The sequence below is a fragment of the Pseudonocardia sp. TMWB2A genome, from assembly GCF_017312135.1.
On sequence record NZ_QKQY01000002.1, the window covers coordinates 3,345,576 to 3,360,854 of the forward strand.

10 protein-coding genes and 2 pseudogenes are annotated in these 15,279 nt (G+C 73.5%); 8 read left to right on the forward strand and 4 right to left on the reverse strand.

The features are described 5' to 3' along the window. Nucleotide 1 precedes the first annotated feature (1 nt). From DMP17_RS30445 to DMP17_RS30460, 4 genes and pseudogenes are all read left to right on the forward strand, one after another. Nucleotides 2-3,049: pseudogene (locus DMP17_RS30445) on the forward strand (type I polyketide synthase); the annotation flags it as partial. Then, nucleotides 3,036-3,809, forward strand: a complete 774-nt coding sequence (locus DMP17_RS30450; protein ID WP_337831315.1) for an arylamine N-acetyltransferase family protein — start codon at nt 3,036-3,038, stop codon at nt 3,807-3,809. The pseudogene DMP17_RS30445 and the gene DMP17_RS30450, both read left to right, overlap by 14 nt. Further along, on the forward strand, nt 3,806-5,377 hold the full coding sequence (gene mhpA, locus DMP17_RS30455; RefSeq protein WP_337831316.1) for a bifunctional 3-(3-hydroxy-phenyl)propionate/3-hydroxycinnamic acid hydroxylase MhpA: 1,572 nt from the start codon (nt 3,806-3,808) through the stop codon (nt 5,375-5,377). The genes DMP17_RS30450 and mhpA overlap by 4 nt, the downstream gene beginning before the upstream one ends. Next, the gene (locus tag DMP17_RS30460; protein WP_337831317.1) at nt 5,374-6,564 is read left to right on the forward strand and encodes a 3-deoxy-7-phosphoheptulonate synthase; all 1,191 of its coding nucleotides are present in this window, start codon (nt 5,374-5,376) and stop codon (nt 6,562-6,564) included. The genes mhpA and DMP17_RS30460 overlap by 4 nt, the downstream gene beginning before the upstream one ends. A gap of 10 nt (nt 6,565-6,574) precedes the next feature. Here DMP17_RS30460 and DMP17_RS30465 read toward each other — a convergent pair whose 3' ends face one another. Then, complete coding sequence (locus DMP17_RS30465) at nt 6,575-7,999, reverse strand: MFS transporter (RefSeq protein ID WP_337831318.1); 1,425 nt, start codon at nt 7,997-7,999, stop codon at nt 6,575-6,577. Nucleotides 8,000-8,274: 275 nt separating this feature from the next. Here DMP17_RS30465 and DMP17_RS30470 point away from each other — a divergent pair, with 275 nt between their 5' ends. From DMP17_RS30470 to DMP17_RS30480, 3 genes are all read left to right on the forward strand, one after another. Next, nucleotides 8,275-9,165 carry an ROK family protein gene (locus DMP17_RS30470; RefSeq protein WP_226356563.1) on the forward strand — a complete coding sequence of 297 codons (891 nt, stop codon included), beginning with the start codon at nt 8,275-8,277 and terminating at the stop codon, nt 9,163-9,165. Between the two features lie 50 nt (nt 9,166-9,215). Further along, entirely contained in the window at nt 9,216-9,920 is a 705-nt protein-coding gene (locus DMP17_RS30475; protein WP_337831319.1) for a thioesterase II family protein, read from the forward strand. 183 nt (nt 9,921-10,103) lie between these two features. Beyond that, nucleotides 10,104-10,490: a DoxX family protein gene (locus DMP17_RS30480; RefSeq protein ID WP_337831320.1), complete on the forward strand. Its 387-nt coding sequence runs from the start codon at nt 10,104-10,106 to the stop codon at nt 10,488-10,490. 119 nt (nt 10,491-10,609) lie between these two features. Here the strand turns inward: DMP17_RS30480 and DMP17_RS30485 are convergent. Then, nucleotides 10,610-11,383 (reverse strand): annotated as a pseudogene (locus DMP17_RS30485) (IS256 family transposase); the annotation flags it as partial. Nucleotides 11,384-11,433: 50 nt separating this feature from the next. Here DMP17_RS30485 and DMP17_RS30490 point away from each other — a divergent pair. Then, the gene (locus DMP17_RS30490) at nt 11,434-11,586 is read left to right on the forward strand and encodes a hypothetical protein (RefSeq protein ID WP_337832753.1); all 153 of its coding nucleotides are present in this window, start codon (nt 11,434-11,436) and stop codon (nt 11,584-11,586) included. 130 nt (nt 11,587-11,716) lie between these two features. On the opposite strand, the gene DMP17_RS30495 is transcribed toward DMP17_RS30490, so the two are convergent. Both DMP17_RS30495 and DMP17_RS30500 read right to left on the reverse strand, forming a co-directional pair. Then, on the reverse strand, nt 11,717-13,468 hold the full coding sequence (locus DMP17_RS30495; RefSeq protein WP_337831321.1) for an ABC transporter ATP-binding protein: 1,752 nt from the start codon (nt 13,466-13,468) through the stop codon (nt 11,717-11,719). A 4-nt stretch (nt 13,469-13,472) separates the two neighbouring features. Next, entirely contained in the window at nt 13,473-15,221 is a 1,749-nt protein-coding gene (locus DMP17_RS30500) for an ABC transporter ATP-binding protein (RefSeq protein ID WP_337831322.1), read from the reverse strand. Nucleotides 15,222-15,279: the final 58 nt, after the last annotated feature.

A 15,279-nucleotide genomic window follows, 5' to 3' on the forward strand; every position in this document is an offset into this window, starting at 1 on the left:
CGACGACCGGTTGGTGGCGGCTCTGCGGGCCGCGTTGGTGGAGAACGAGCGGCTGCGCAGCGGCGCGGTGACGCGCGCGGAGCCCATCGCCGTCGTGGCGGCGGCCTGCCGGCTGCCCGGCGGTGTCCGTTCACCGGAGGACCTGTGGGAGCTCGTCGCCGCGGGCCGGGACGCGGTCGCGGAGTTCCCGACCGACCGCGGCTGGGACGTCGAGGCCCTCTACGACCCCGACCCCGGCGCGGCGGGCCGCTCGTACGTCCGGGAGGGCGGCTTCGTCGACGGCGCGGGGGACTTCGACGCCGGCTTCTTCGGCATCTCCCCGCGCGAGGCGCTGGCGATGGACCCGCAGCAGCGGTTGCTGCTCGAGCTGTCCTGGGAGCTCGTGGAACGGGCCGGCATTGACCCCACGTCGCTGCAGGGCAGCGACACCGGGGTCTACACCGGTGTGATGTACCACGACTACGCCTCCGGACTGCGCGAGGTGCCCGAAGGGTTGGAGGGCTTCCTCGGTACGGGCAACTCCGGGAGCGTGGTGTCCGGGCGGGTCGCCTACACCCTCGGCCTGCAGGGGCCCGCGATCACGGTGGACACGGCCTGCTCCTCCTCGCTGGTCGGCGTGCATCTCGCGGCGCAGGCGCTGCGGGCCGGCGAGTGCTCGCTCGCACTGGCCGGCGGTGTCGCCCTCCTCTTCGGACCCGCGCCGTTCGTCGAGTTCTCCCGCCAGCGCGGGCTGGCCCCGGACGGACGCTGCAAGGCCTTCGCCGACGCCGCGGACGGCACCGGCTGGGCCGAGGGGGCCGCGGTGCTCCTGCTCGAACGCCTGTCCGACGCCCACCGCAACGGCCACCCCGTGCTGGGGCTCGTCCGGGGCTCCGCGGTCAACCAGGACGGCGCGTCGAACGGGCTCACCGCCCCGAACGGGCCCGCCCAGCAGCGGGTGATCACGCGGGCGCTCGCCGATGCCGGACTCGGCCCGGCCGACGTCGACGCAGTCGAGGGGCACGGGACGGGGACCACGCTGGGCGACCCGATCGAGGCCCAGGCCCTGCTGGCCACCTACGGGCGCGACCGGCCCGCCGACCGGCCCCTGCTGCTCGGCTCGCTCAAGTCCAACATCGGCCACACCCAGGCGGCCGCCGGGGTCGCGGGGATCATCAAGATCCTCGAGGCGCTGCGGCACGGTGTCCTGCCGGCCACCCTGCACGTGGACCGGCCGTCGTCACAGGTGGACTGGTCCGGCGGCGCGGTCGAGCTGCTCACCGAGGCACGGCGGTGGCGACCGGGTGGGAGCCCGCGTCGGGCCGGTGTGTCGTCCTTCGGGGTCAGCGGCACGAACGCGCACGTGATCGTGGAGGAGGCCCCGCCCGGGCCCGTGGACGACGGCCCGACGGGCCCGCCACCCGAGACGGTCCCGCTCGCGGTGTCCGGCGTCGACGGCGAGGGACTCCGGGCCCAGGCCGCCCGGCTCGCGGACGCCCTGGACGTCGGAGAGGCCGGGCTCGCCGACGTCGCCCTGTCCCTCGCCACCGACCGGGCGGCGCTGGCCCACCGCGCCGTCGTCGTCGCCGGGTCCCGCGCGGAGGCGGTCTCGGGGCTGCGTGCGTTGGCCGTGGGCGACCCGGCCCCCCGGTTGGTCACCGGGTCCGCCCGGGTCGACGGCCGGATCGCCCTGGTCCTGCCCGGCCAGGGCGCGCAGTGGGAGGGCATGGGCGCCGAGCTCCTGACCTGGCCGCGCTTCGCCGAGGTGGTCGACGAGGTGGCCACGGCGCTGCGCCCGCACGTCGACTGGGACCTGCGCGCGGTGCTGACCCGGGCACCGGGCGCTCCCGGTCTGGACCGGGTGGAGGTGGTCCAGCCGGCGTCGTTCGCGGTCGGGGTGGCGCTGGCCCGGCTCTGGGAGTCCTTCGGGCTCCGCTCGGACGCGGTCGTGGGCCACTCACAGGGCGAGATCGCCGCCGCCACCGTGGCCGGTGCCCTGTCGCTCGCCGAGGGCGCGCTCGTCGTCGCGGCGCGCAGCAGGCTGATCGCGCAGACGCTGTCCGGACACGGGGGCATGGCCTCGCTGGCGCTCACCGCCGACGAGGTCGCGGACCGGCTGCGGCACCGGGCGGGCGCGCTCGAGATCGCGGCGGTGAACAGCCCCCGTTCGGTCGTCGTGGCCGGTGATCCGGACGCGGTCCGTGAGCTGGTCGCCGAGGTCGAGGCCGAGGGCGGCCGGGCACGCCTGGTCCCCGTCGACTACGCCTCGCACACCGCCCACGTCGAGAAGATCGAGACCGAGCTGCGCGAGGCGCTGGTCGACGTCCGCCCGCGGGCCTCGACCGTCCCGTTCTACTCGACCGCCGAGGGGGCCTGGGTCGACGGCACCGCGCTCGACGCCGACTATTGGTACCGCAACCTCCGGCGCCCGGTCGGTTTCGCGGCCGCCACGTCGGCCCTGCTCGCGCAGGGCTATCGGGTGTTCGTCGAGGCCGGCGCCCACCCCGTCCTGACCAGCGCCGTCCAGGAGAGCCTCGACGGTTCCGGAGCGGTCGCGGCCGTGACGGGCTCTCTACGCCGCGACGACGGCGGACCCGCCAGGTTCCTGACCTCGCTGGCGACCCTGCACGTCCACGGCGTGCCCGTGGACTGGTCCCCGCTCTACGACGGCACGTCCACCCGCCCGACCACCCTGCCGACCTACGCCTTCGCGCGCCGACGGTACTGGCTCGAATCGGAGAACTCCCAGGTGACGACCACGCCCGAACCGGAGACCGCGGCCGAGGAACCGGATATCGCCGCCCTGCCCGAAGCGGAGCGGGTGGCCCTACTGACCGACATCGTGCGCGCCGCCGCTGCCGCGGTCCTCGGACATTCCGGACCCGAGGCCGTCGCGCCGGACGCGGTGTTCTTCGAGACCGGGTTCACCTCGCTGACCGCAGTGGAGGTGCGGGACCGGCTGGCCGCGCGGACCGGCCTGGAGCTCCCCTCGCTGCTGATCTTCGACCACCCCACGCCGCAGCTGCTCGCCGACCACCTCGCCCAGGAGCTCGCCGATGTTCGACGTTGACCGCTACCTCGCAGTCCTCGGGCAGCCGAGCCGTCCCGAGCCGACGCGCGCGACCCTCGCCCAGCTGCACCGGCGCCACCTGGCGACCCTCCCGTACGACAGCTCGCTCAACGCCGGCCGGGGGCTCGCCCTGTGGGCCGGGATCGACATCGACGTCGACACGGTCTTCGACGAGATCGTCACCGGAGACCGCGGTGGCGTCTGCTACGAGCTCAACGGCCTGTTCCGGGAGCTGCTGGCCCGGCTCGGCTACGAGGTGGGGGTGCTCGCGGCCGGGATCCGGCAGGTCGACGGCTCCTTCGGCCCCGACCTCGAGCATGTCCTGTCCTTCGCGCGGGTCGACGGCGAGCTGCTGCTGGTCGACGTCGGGTTCGTCGGGCCCTCCTACCTCGAGCCGCTGCCGGTGAGCGAGCAGGTCCAGCACCAGGCGGGCAGCGACTTCCGGGTCGTCCCCGACGGCGGCTACCAGGTGGTGCAGCGGCGCGGTCGCGCCGGTGACTGGCAGCCCGTCTACCGGCTGCACCCCCGCCCCCGCGACCTGGCCGAGTGGCAGCGGCCGGACACCGGGCTGGAGGAGTTCGCGCGCCTGCTCGCGGGTGCGGGCACGGTGGTGCGGGGCCGGGCCACCGACACCGGCCAGAAGATCCTCATCGGGCGCAGGCTGCTCGTCGTCGACGACGGCAAGGACACCCTGCGCGGCCTGGTGACGCAGACGGACCTCGACGAGGCCGTGGCGGACATCCTGCGGCGGCCGGCGTGAGCGGGTCCCGCCTGGAGTCCGACGTCGTCGTGGTCGGGTTCGGCCCCGTCGGGCAGGTGGCGACCCTGCTGCTGGCGCGTCCGGGTCGACGTGTGGTGGTCCTCGAGCGGTGGCCCCGGCCCTACCCGATGCCCCGGGCGGTCTCCTTCGACGGCGAGTCCGGCCGGATCCTCGCCGCCACCGGCATCGGTGACCGGCTCGCCGAGGTGACGGAGCCCTCCCGGGACTACGTCTGGCAGAACGGCGCGGGCACCGTCCTGTTCGAGGTCGACGTCTCCGACCGCGGCCGGTCGGGCCACCCGGACTCCAGCGCGGTGTACCAGCCGGGCCTGGAGGCGGCGCTGGCGGAGCGCGCGGAGTCCCTGCCTGGGGTCACCGTGCTGCGGGGCCACGAGGTCGTCGCGCTCGACCAGGCGGCCGAGCGGGTGCGGGTGGTGACCGCCGGGCCGGAGCCCCTCGTCGTCGAGGCCTCGTGGCTCGTCGCATGCGACGGCGCCAACAGCACCGTGCGCTCGGCACTCGACCTGCCCGTGACCGACTTCGGCTACTTCGACGACTGGCTGACCTGCGATGTCACCGTGCACGACGGCCGGGCCTTCGAGCCGAACAACCTGCAGGTCTGCGATCCCGCCCGGCCCCGCACCGCCGTGTCGGCTGGTCCCGGTCACCGGCGGTGGGAGTTCCTGCGGCTGCCCGAGGAGGATCCGGCCGAGTTCGGCACGGTCGAGTCGGCGTGGCGGCTGCTGGCGCGCTTCGGGCTGGACCCGGACAACGCCACGCTCGACCGGCACGCGGTCTACACCTTTCAGGCGCGCTTCGCGAACGACTGGCGCTCCGGACGGGTCCTGCTCGCCGGGGACGCCGCGCACCTGATGCCGCCGTTCGCCGGGCAGGGCATGTGCTCGGGGCTTCGGGACGCGGCGAACCTCGGGTGGAAGCTCGACCTCGTCCTGCGGGGCGCGGCCGCCGACTCGCTGCTGGACAGCTACACCGTCGAACGCCGGGCGCACGTGCAGCACGCCATCGGCATGTCGATGAACCTCGGCCGGGTCATCTGCCAGACCGACCCGAAGGCCGCCGCGGACCGCGACACGGCGATGGCGGCCGCGGCCGCGCGCCGGCGCGGGACACCGGCCGAACCCGCGGTCACCGCGCTGACCCGCGGGGTGGTCCGCAAGGACGCCACCGGGCTGGGCGGCGTGCTCGGCCCGCAGGGCACGGTGACCCGCGACGGCGTGACCGGGCTGTTCGACGAGGTCGTCGGCACCGGGTTCGTCCTGCTCACGACCCTGCCCCTCGACGAGATCCTCGATGCGGCCCTGCGCGCCCGGCTCACGGGGCTCGACGCCCACCTCGTGCAGGTCGTGCCCCGCGGGGTCGAGGCGCCGGGTGCCGTCCAGGACGACGACGAGGTCTACCTGCCCCTGCTGGACGAGGCCGGCGCCGTCGCGGCGCTGGTCCGCCCCGACTTCTACCTCTTCGGCGGGGCGAGCGACGCGGCCGGGGTGCGAGCCCTGGTCGACGACCTCGCCACCCACCTCGGCTCGGAAAGGCTCTCCCCGGTATGACCTCCCTCGCCCCCGCGCTGCCGACCGACCCGCTCGGTCCGGCCGGCGCGCGCATCGCCGCCGCCACCGCGCGTCCCGCCCTCCAGCAGCCCGACTGGCCGGACCCGGAGCGGGTCGCGGCCGTCCGGCGGGCGCTGGCGCTCATGCCACCGCTCGTCGCCGCCCGCGAGGTCGACGGTCTGCGCACCCGCCTCGCCGAGGTCGCGCGGGGCGAGGCCCTCGTCGTGCACGGCGGCGACTGCGCGGAGACATTCGACGGCAACACCCGCGAGCACCTGCTGGGCAACCTCGCGACGCTCGACGCCGTCGCCGACGTGCTGCGGGGCGGCGCGAACACCCCGGTCGTGCGGATCGCCCGGATGGCGGGCCAGTACGCCAAGCCGCGCTCGAACTCCTCGGACGCCGACGGCCTGCCGGTCTACCGGGGGGACATCGTCAACTCGGCGACCGGGACGCGCGCCGCCCGCGCGGCCGACCCCCAGCGGATGCTGCGCGCGTACGCGGACGCGGCGAGCGTCCTGGACCGCATCCGGACGCACCCGCAGAAGGTGTTCGCCGGGCACGAGGCGCTGCTGCTGGACTACGAGTCCGCCCTGGTCCGACGCTCCACGGCCGGCCTCTACGGGGGATCGGGCCACTTCCTCTGGATCGGCGAACGCACCCGGCACGCCGACGGGGCGCACGTCGCCCTGCTCCGCCTGCTGGACAACCCCGTCGGGATCAAGATCGGGCCGGGAGCGACACCCGCCGAGGTCTCGTCCTACCTGCGGCTGCTCGATCCGGGCCGCCTCCCGGGGCGGCTCTCGCTGATCGTCCGGATGGGTGCCGAGCGGGTGGCGGATGCGCTGCCGCCGATCCTGGCGGCCGTCGCGACCGCCGGACATCCGGTCGCGTGGCTGTGCGATCCCCTGCACGCCAACACCGAGACCTCCGCCTCGGGACTGAAGACCCGCCGTCTGGACCGCGTCCTGGCCGAGGTGCGCGCCTACGCCGCGGCGCACCGGGCGGTGGGCACCCACCCCGGCGGTCTGCACCTCGAGCTCACCGGCGACGACGTCACCGAGTGCGTCGGCGGCGCCGTCGCACCCGGTGACCTCGGCGACCGCTACCGCACCGCCTGCGACCCGCGGCTCAACCGCGCGCAGGCGGTCGAGGTCGCCGCGGTCGCCGCGCACGAGTTCGCCTGACCGGACCCGCTCATGCGCCCGTCAGCTGCTCCTGCGGGGCGGTGCGCGAAGGGCGCAGGATGGCCGCGGCCAGGCCGACCCCGACCAGGGTGACCGCCGCGGCCACCCACCCGGCGAGCCGCAGCCCCGCGACGACGGCGTCCGGGGTCGCGTCGGGGCCCAGCCCGGCGCCGGCCACCGCGACCAGGGCGGCCAGGCCGACCGCTGAGCCCAGGTACTGCGAGGTCGAGGCCAGGGCGGAGGCGACGCCCTGCTGTTCGGGTGCCACGCCGGTGGACACCGAGACGAACAGCGGGGGGAACGCGAGCCCGGCCGAGGTGCCCCACAGGAGCACACCGGGCAGGACGGCCCAGTAGGAGCCGCCGACGGACATCCCGAGGGCCAGCACCACCAGCGACGCGGTCACGCCCGTCATACCGATGACGAGGGTGGTGCGGATGCCGAGCCTGCCCAGCAGCAGGGGGACCAGCGTCATCGACGCGAGCAGGCTGCAGATGCTGAGCGGCAGGAAGGCGAAGCCCGCGGTGAGCGGGGAGTAGCCCAGCACCGTCTGCAGGTAGGTGGTGAACAGGTAGTACTGGGTGCCGACGGTCCCCATGAAGACGAAGATCACCACGGTGGCGGCGACGATGTTGCGGTTGCCGAACAGGCGTAACGGCACGAGCGGGTCGCGGGTGCGGGACTCCACCAGCACGAACAGGCCCACCAGCACCAGGCCGAGCGCGAGCGCGCCGACGCCGCGCAGGGTGAGCCAGCCGACCTCCGGGCCCGACACCAGGCCGAGCACGACGAGGGTGAACCCCGCGGTGGCGAGGACGGCCCCCGGCAGGTCGAACCCGCCCGCACTCGTCGCACGGTCGCGGGTCAGCAGGGACGGCGTCGCGGCGAGCGCGAGGGCCATCAGCGGCACGTTGACGAAGAAGACCCATTCCCAGCCGAGCAGGCTGGTGAGCACCCCGCCGCCGAGGGCGCCGACCGCGGCGCCGGTCGCGCCCGCGGCTCCCCAGACCGCGAGGGCCTTGTTGCGTGCGGGGCCCTCCGCGAAGTGCGCGGTGACGAGCTTGAGGGTGGACGGGGTGAGCAGCGCCGCGCCGAGTCCCTGTACCGCGCGGGCGAGAACGAGCACGGTCGGTCCGCTCGCGAGGCCCGCGACCAGCGAGGACAGTCCGAAGACCACGAGCCCGACGACGAACATGCGCCGCGCTCCCAACCGGTCCGCGGCCCGCCCGCCGAGCAGGAGGAAGCCGCCGAGGACGACGGTGTAGGCGCTGACGACGGTCTGCAATGAGTGCTCGGAGAAGCCGAGGTCGCGGCCGATCTCGGGGAGCGCCACGAAGACGATGTCGAAGTCGATCGCGGTCATGAACTGGGCGAACGCGAGCAGGGCCAGGGTGAGCCCCGGCCGGGGGACGGTACGGGACGGAGCGGTGGACACGGGGGGCCCTTCGTCGAGACGGGTGTGCGTCTCGCAGCATCGGTGGGCAGCGCGACCGGCAGTAGAGGGAACATTCGGGTCGCCTGGGGAACAGCGATGTGACCGTCCTGGTCGGCGCGGGCCCGACGACGTCGCTGTGGCCCGGATCACCGAACGTGCCCGGCCGGTGACCATGGGATGAGCCCGCGATGGGCGTCGCCGCCGATGCTGACCTGCGACGGCTACCCGAGCAGGTGAGGACGGACGATGCCCGACACACCCGTGCGGTGCGACCGGTGAGCATCCTGGCGATCGACATCGGCGGGACGAAGGTCGCCCTGCGTCGCGAGGGAGCCGGAACCCCACCGCACGAGACGGTCGTGCGGTGGTCAGAGGGGGCGAGCAGGTCCGACGATCTCGCTCTCCTGCGCGCAGCGGTGGCCACGATGGGGAGCGGATCCCGCGCCGTCGGCGTGTCCCTCCCCGCGACCGTCGCCGTGTCGGGGAACGTGACGAGCTGGCCGAACCGCCCGAGCTGGGTGGGCCTGGACTGGGCCGGGTTCGTCGCGGATCTGTTCCCCGCGACCCCCACCGCGACCGCGGACGACGGAGATCTCGCGGCGCTGGCCGAGGCCGAGCACGCCGGCCGGTCGGATGTGGTCTACCTCGGGGTAGGAACCGGTGTGGGCGGCGGGATCGTCTCCGACGGCCGGCTGCTCCCTCGGTCGGGACGCGGATCCTGCGAGGTGGGGCACATGATCGTCGCGCTCGACGGCCCACGATGCGACTGCGGCAGACGCGGATGCCTGCAGGGGATCGCATCCGGGCCCGCGGTGCTGCGGGCCGCGGGCGCCGCGTTCGGACACGAGACCGGCCATGAGCAGCTGCTCGACGGATGGCGCGCCGGTGCCCCGTGGGCGGATGGGGCGGTCCGGGCGGCGGGTCGGGCGTTGGCCGCCGCGGTCATCGGGGTGGGGGAGCTGTTGCGGGTCGATCTCGCCGTGATCGGCGGAGGGTTCGCCGCCGGTGTCACGGACCTGGCAGCCGTCGTCGCGGACGAGGTGGCGGGACACGCGCGGGTGGGGCATCCCGTCCCGGAGGTCCGTGCGGCCGCGCTCGGGGGGACGTCGTCCCTCCACGGGGCGCTGTCGCTGGCCAGGTCCCTCCGGGCCGAGGCCGTGCCGTGAGCCCGGCTCCCGGGCCCGCGTTGGCGGCGGCTCGCCCCTGGCTGGTCCCCGTGCGTGACGTCGACCCCGCGGCGCCGTTACTCCTGTGCTTCCCGCACGCGGGCGGTACCGCCGCCTACTTCCACCGCTGGTCGGTCGAGCTGGCGCCGGACGTGGCGGCCCTCCCCGTCCACTATCCGGGGCGTTTCGACCGCCGGTCCGAGGCCGCCCCCGACGATCTCATGACCCTCGCCACCGCGGTGGCCGATGTCGTCGCGCCGCTCGCCGCGTCGCGGCGCACCGTCCTGTTCGGGCACAGCATGGGCGCCGTGGTCGCCCACGAGGTGAGCCGGGTGCTGCAGGCCCGCGGTGCACCGTCCGCCGCTCTGGTGGTGTCCGGACGACGGTCACCGCGGTCGGCCTGCACCGAGCGGTTGCCGGCCGACGACGAGGCCGTGCTCGCGGACGTCCGGCGGCTCGGCGGCCGCGGAACGGCGTTGCTCGACGATCCGGACGTGCGCGCGGCCTTCCTACCGGTCATCCGCGGTGACTACGGGCTCCTCGACCGCCACCGGTTCCGCCAGGGCCCGCCACTGGACATCCCGGTCACCGCCGTCGTCGGGGACGCCGACCCCCGCGCCACGGCCGCCGACGCGCACGGGTGGGGCGCTGTCACGACGGGGCCCTTCCGGCTGTTCACCCGCCCCGGCGGGCACTTCTACCTCGACAGCGACACACCGTTCCTGTTCGAGATGGTCAGGAGACTGCTCGAATGACCTGCTCCCGAGCTGCTCCCGGCGCCGGGTGGTGGCTCCACGGCCGTGTCGATGGGCCGAGTGGACGAGCGATGACCCGGCGATGGGCGGTGGATGGGCCGCGGATCGGAGCATGGGCTCGACCGTCTGCGTCACCTGCGGTCCGACCTCGGGACGACAAGTCCCGGACGAAGGGAGTCCTCCATGCGCGTCGCACTCGGTGTCCTGTCGGTACTCGGCGCGATCGCCTTCCTCGCCATCGGCGGCGGCAAGATCGTCTCGACGGCGACGTTCGTGGACCAGCTGGGTCTGTCGGCGGCGCTGGTGGTGGTCATCGGACTGCTCGAGGTCGCGGGCGCGCTCGGCCTGCTGGTGGGGCTCCGCGTGCGTGCCATCGGACTCGCCGCGTCCACCGGCCTCCTGCTCCTGCTCCTGGGCGCGGTCGGCTTCCACCTGCTGCGCGGTGACCTGATCCCGGCAGGCACGTCCGCGCTCGTCCTGCTCGTGGTCGCGGGCGCACTGACGGCGCTCCACGCGCTCCTGGCGCGTCCGGTGTCCGCTGCCCGGACGACCACGGAGCCCGCAGCCTGACCCTTCCGGGTACGGGAACCGGCGGTACCGCAACCGCGAAGGCCGCCCGGCCCGGTCCTGGTGTCTACCCTGCTCGCCCGGGACTGTCCGATCAACGGTGTAACCGGCGTTGATGGGCTTCAGGTGTTGCTCGCGACGATACGGCCTTCGAAGGTGATCGCGAACGCGTTCAGTGCCGGCTTCCAGCGCATCGACCACCGCGCCCTGCCCTTCCCGGTCGGGTCCAGGGACCGGGTGACCAGGTAGAGACACTTCAGCGTGGCCTGCTCGGTGGGGAAGTGCCCGCGGGCGCGGACTGCGCGCCGATAGCGAGCATTCAAGGATTCGATCGCGTTCGTGGAGCAGATGACGCGGCGGATCTCCACGTCGTAGTCCAGGAACGGCACGAACTCCGACCACGCCCGCGTCCAGAGCGTGCCGATCGCTGGGTACTGCTCGCACCAGCGTCCGGCGAACTCGTCGTAGCGGGCCTGGGCGGCCTGCTCGGTCGGCGCGACGTAGACGGGCTTGAGGTCCTTGGCCATGGCTTCCCAGTCGCGGCGGGAGGCGTAGCGGAAGGTATTGCGGATCAGGTGCAGGATGCAGGTCTGCACCACGGTGGCCGGCCAGACGGTGGTGATCGCGTCCCCGAGCCCGGTCGGGCCGTCGCAGACCGCGATGCACACATCCGCGGTGCCCCGGTTCTTGATCTCGGTGAGCACCGCGAGCCAGTACTTCGCGCCCTCGCCGCCGACACCGGCCCAGATCCCGAGCACGTCACGGCGACCGTCGACGGTGACGCCGATGACGACGTAGAAGGGCCGGTTGGTGACCTGGCCGTCGCGGACCTTGACGTGGATCGCGTCGATGAAGATCACCGGATAGACCGGGTCAAGGGGCCGGTTCTGCCACTCGGGGATCGTGGCGGACCCGTGAGCAGGCCGAGAACGAGCTGTTCGCCTACATCGACGGTTGGTACAACACCGAACGCATCCAGGCTCGCCTCGGGTGGCTCTCACCGGATGAGTACGAGGCCACCTGGCGCGCGCGGGAGGACGTCCTGGACGATCAACCCGGATCACCCGCCGACGGGGCCGCCCCGGCCCCGGTCAGCTAACCAGCACTCCGAGCTGGCGGGGGAACCTCAGGTTGCTGCGATCGGCACATCGGGTCCCGTTCGTGTGGCGTGGGGTCGAATCGGAGCCAAGCGATCCGGTGGCCGGGGCGGGCTCACCGTTCGTCTGCGATCACTGGGCGTTGCCGCCGCTCCAGGAGCGCCACAGCTGCGCGTACGGCCCGTCCACTGCGGTCAGTTCGGCATGTGTGCCTACTTGCACCACCCGCCCGCCGTCCATGACGACGATCCTGTCGCAGGTCGCGGCCTGTGAGAGCCGGTGCGCGATCACCAGTCCTGCCCGTCCTCGCAGCGCAGCCTCCGAGCAGCGGTCGAGAAGCTCGGCCTTGCTCGACCCGGCCTCCGCGGTCGCCTCGTCGAAGATCGCCAGTTCGGGGTCGGCGAGCAGCGCCCTGGTCAGCGCGACCTGCTGCGACTGCGCCGAGGTCAGGGTGTGCCCGGCCGCTCCCAAGGTCGTGTCCAGACCGTCGGGCAGCAGATCGAGCAACCCGGCCGCGCCGGTCGTGTCGAGTGCGGCCACGATTCGGGCGTCGTCTGCTTCCGGTGCGGCCAGGGCCAGGTTCTCCCGCAGCGTGCCGGCGAAGACGTGGGCGTCCTGGGTGATCAGGATCGTGTGATCAGGTCGGGTGACGGCGCCGTGGTCGGGTTGGTGGATCCCGGCGAGCAGGCTCGCGACGGTGGTCTTTCCTGCACCGGACGTGCCGACCAGCGCGACCCGTTCGCCGGGCCCCACGGTGAGGTCGATCCCGTGCAGTACCCGTGGTCCACCTGGGTAGCCGAAGCTGACGCCGTGCAGCCTGGCTACCGCGGTGTCCGCCGACGTCGCGGTCGGCGGCCCTGCCGGTCTGTCGTGCGCGGGCACCGTGATCACACCGACGATCCGGTTCAGCGCGGCGATGGCCGCCTGCAGGACATCGATCACCATCAGCAGCAGGGTGATGGGAGCGAACAGCCGCAGGAAGAACAACATCGCCGTGGTCGCGGTACCGACGGTCGAGGTCCCGGCTCCGATCAGCAGGCAGCCGGTGATCAGGATTGCGGACAGGCCAAGGTACTCGGCCAGGTTCAGTCGTCCGACGAACATGTTCTGCACGGTGCGGGCACGCATGGTGTGACGCAGCATCGTCCACGATGCCTTGATCACCCGGTGGTGGCGGTGCGGGCCGAGTCCGTAGGCCTGCACGGTCTGGAATCCGTGCAGCGACTCCAGTACCTGTTGGGCGCGTGCACCCGCCGCGGCTCGCTGTGCCGCGTAGATCCTCGGCGCGGTAGCGAGGTACCAGCGCAGAGCGACCAGGTACACCGGCAGTGTCAGTGTCAGCGCGAGTCCGTATCTCCAGTCCAGCGCGGTCAGGCCGGCCAGCGCGACCACGATGGTGAACGCCGCCGAGGTGAGTGCGGGGATCACCCGTTGCGCGGACCCGGCGATCTGCGCGACGTCGTCGCTCGCGCGGGCGATCAGGTCACCGGTCCCGGACCGTTCCACGACGCTCTGTGGCAACCGCATCGCGTTGGCCACCAGCCGTTCGCGGAGCTCGGCCAACATCGTCTGGTACAGCCGACCCGCCAGCACGGCGGTGACAGCGGCTCCCGCCGCACCGGTCGTGGTCGCACCCACCATCGCGGCGATGCTCCACCCGACAGTGGTCGCGTCGGCGGTCCCGGCGGCGACGGAGTTGATGAGGCGGCCGAGTACTACCGGCATGGCGAGTTCGAACGCGGCGCTACCGAGCCCGCACAGCACGACGGCGAGGAGCCGGAGCCGGTGCCCGCGGCTCGCCCGCACGAGCTCACGCCATGTCTCGCTGCCGGTGGCGACGGGCAGGCCCCCGACCGCCGTCGCGCCGTCCGCTGTGGTCGTCACCGGCTCACCGGAGCCCTGGCGTGGACGACCGGCGGCCCAGCTCGACGACCCGGTCGCAGCCCTCGAGCAGTACCGGCGAGGTGGTGATCACCAGGGTCGACCGGCCCGCGCGCGCTGCGCGCAGCCGCTGGGCGATCGCAGTGCCGGTCACCGAGTCGACCGCAGTCGCCGGTTCGTGAAGGACCAGCACGGCGGGATCGCGGTTGTAGGCCCTGGCCAGGGCCAGGCGCTGGCGCTGACCGCCGGAGAGTCGGTTGCCGTTCTCACCGACCTGGGTGCTGAGGCCGTGGTCGGCGCCGAGGGTGAAGTCCTCGCAGACGGCGGCCCACAGTGCCGCAGTCCGTCGCTCCGCCGGGACGCCGGGCAGGTCCAGGTTGTCGGCGACGGTCCCGCTGAACAGGCTTGCCTCGTGTGGCGCGACGAGAACTACCTCCCGGTAGCCCGCCGGATCCAGTCGCCCAGCCGGGTCCCCGTCGACCAGGACCGTCGTGGCACCGTCACTGTCGCGGGGAGAGGCCAGCGCCTGGACGATCCCGGCGGCGGTCCGTTCGTCGGTGTGCAGCCCGAGCAGGTCCCCCGGGGCGAGGTGGACCGGGGCGTGCCCGTCGATGCTGATCTCCAGGGTCGGCAGGTGTGTGGGTGCCGGGGCGGGTATCCGCACCGAGTGGTCGCCGGTTCCCGGGGCGCTGTGCAGCAGGTCCAGCACCCGTGCGCCGGAGCCCACCGCTGCCGCCCACACGGCGCCCGCGTTGGCGGTCAGCATGTTCAGCGGCGGGAGGAGTGCCTGGGTGAGCCCCGCGACCGCGATGAGCTCGCCGATGGTAATTGTCCCGGTGACCGCGAACCAGCCCGCCAGCCCGGCGACCGCGGCCACGAACACGCCGCCGATCGTGTTGCTCCCGGCGAGGTAGCGGCCGAGGGCGTCGGTGTTGCGGTACGCGCCCTCGAGGGCGGTCCGGCTCTCCTGGTGGTAGCGGCGGGTCGCCTCGTCCTCAGCTCGGATGCCCTTGATGACCCGGTAGCCGGTGACGAGGTCGGTGGCCCGGCCGACAGCGTCGGCGAGAAGTGCCTGGGCGTGCCGCGCAGTCCGTGCGAACGGCCCGCTCAGCGCGCCCATCAGCCAGACCACGACCGGTGCGCCCAGCAGCACCACGGTCCCGATGGGCCAGTGGATCATCAGCAGTGCCACCGCGATGAACGCGATCCCGGCCAGCTCGCCGACCGGGTAGACACCCAGGTTCACCGCTGTCGCAAGTCGGGTGACGTCGTTGGTCGTGGTGGACAGGAGCGATCCGTTGGCCTGTCGTACTCGTCCGTCGAGCGGGTGGAGGACCGTGCCGGACAGGGTGCTGCGCAGCCGGTGCTCGACCATCTGGACCGCTCGTGCGGCGAGCTGCGCGCTGAACCGTGTGCCCACGGCCAGGAACACGAAGTTCGCCCCCAGAAGTAGCAGCCATCCGGTCAGCTGGACGAAGTTGCCGCTCCGCAGCGCCCGGTCGATCGCCAGCCCCATGATCACCGGTACCAGCGCGGTGCAGGTGTGCTGGATGACGGCGAGCCCCGCAGCCGGGACCGTCAGCTTCGGCGCCGAGGTGGCGACCCGGGCGGTGAACCGCCGCGCGCTGATCCGCCCGTCGACGGTGAACGGATCCACCGCGAGTGGGTCCGGCGGGACCTGCAGGAACACCGGAAACCGGCGGGTGAGCCGGCCGCGGCCGAGGTCCGCCGGGTCGGCGAGGCGGTTACCACGCACGAGCTGCTTGGGAAGTCGTCATGTCATCCATTGCGATGGTCGGTGTGGGCGTCTGGCA

Bases quoted from the DNA above. Each gene is read 5' to 3' on its own strand.
- DMP17_RS30450 (WP_337831315.1), top strand. From the start codon at position 3,036: ATGTTCGACGTTGACCGCTACCTCGCAGTCCTCGGGCAGCCGAGCCGT.
- DMP17_RS30460 (WP_337831317.1), top strand. From the start codon at position 5,374: ATGACCTCCCTCGCCCCCGCGCTGCCGACCGACCCGCTCGGTCCGGCC.
- DMP17_RS30480 (WP_337831320.1), top strand. From the start codon at position 10,104: ATGCGCGTCGCACTCGGTGTCCTGTCGGTACTCGGCGCGATCGCCTTC.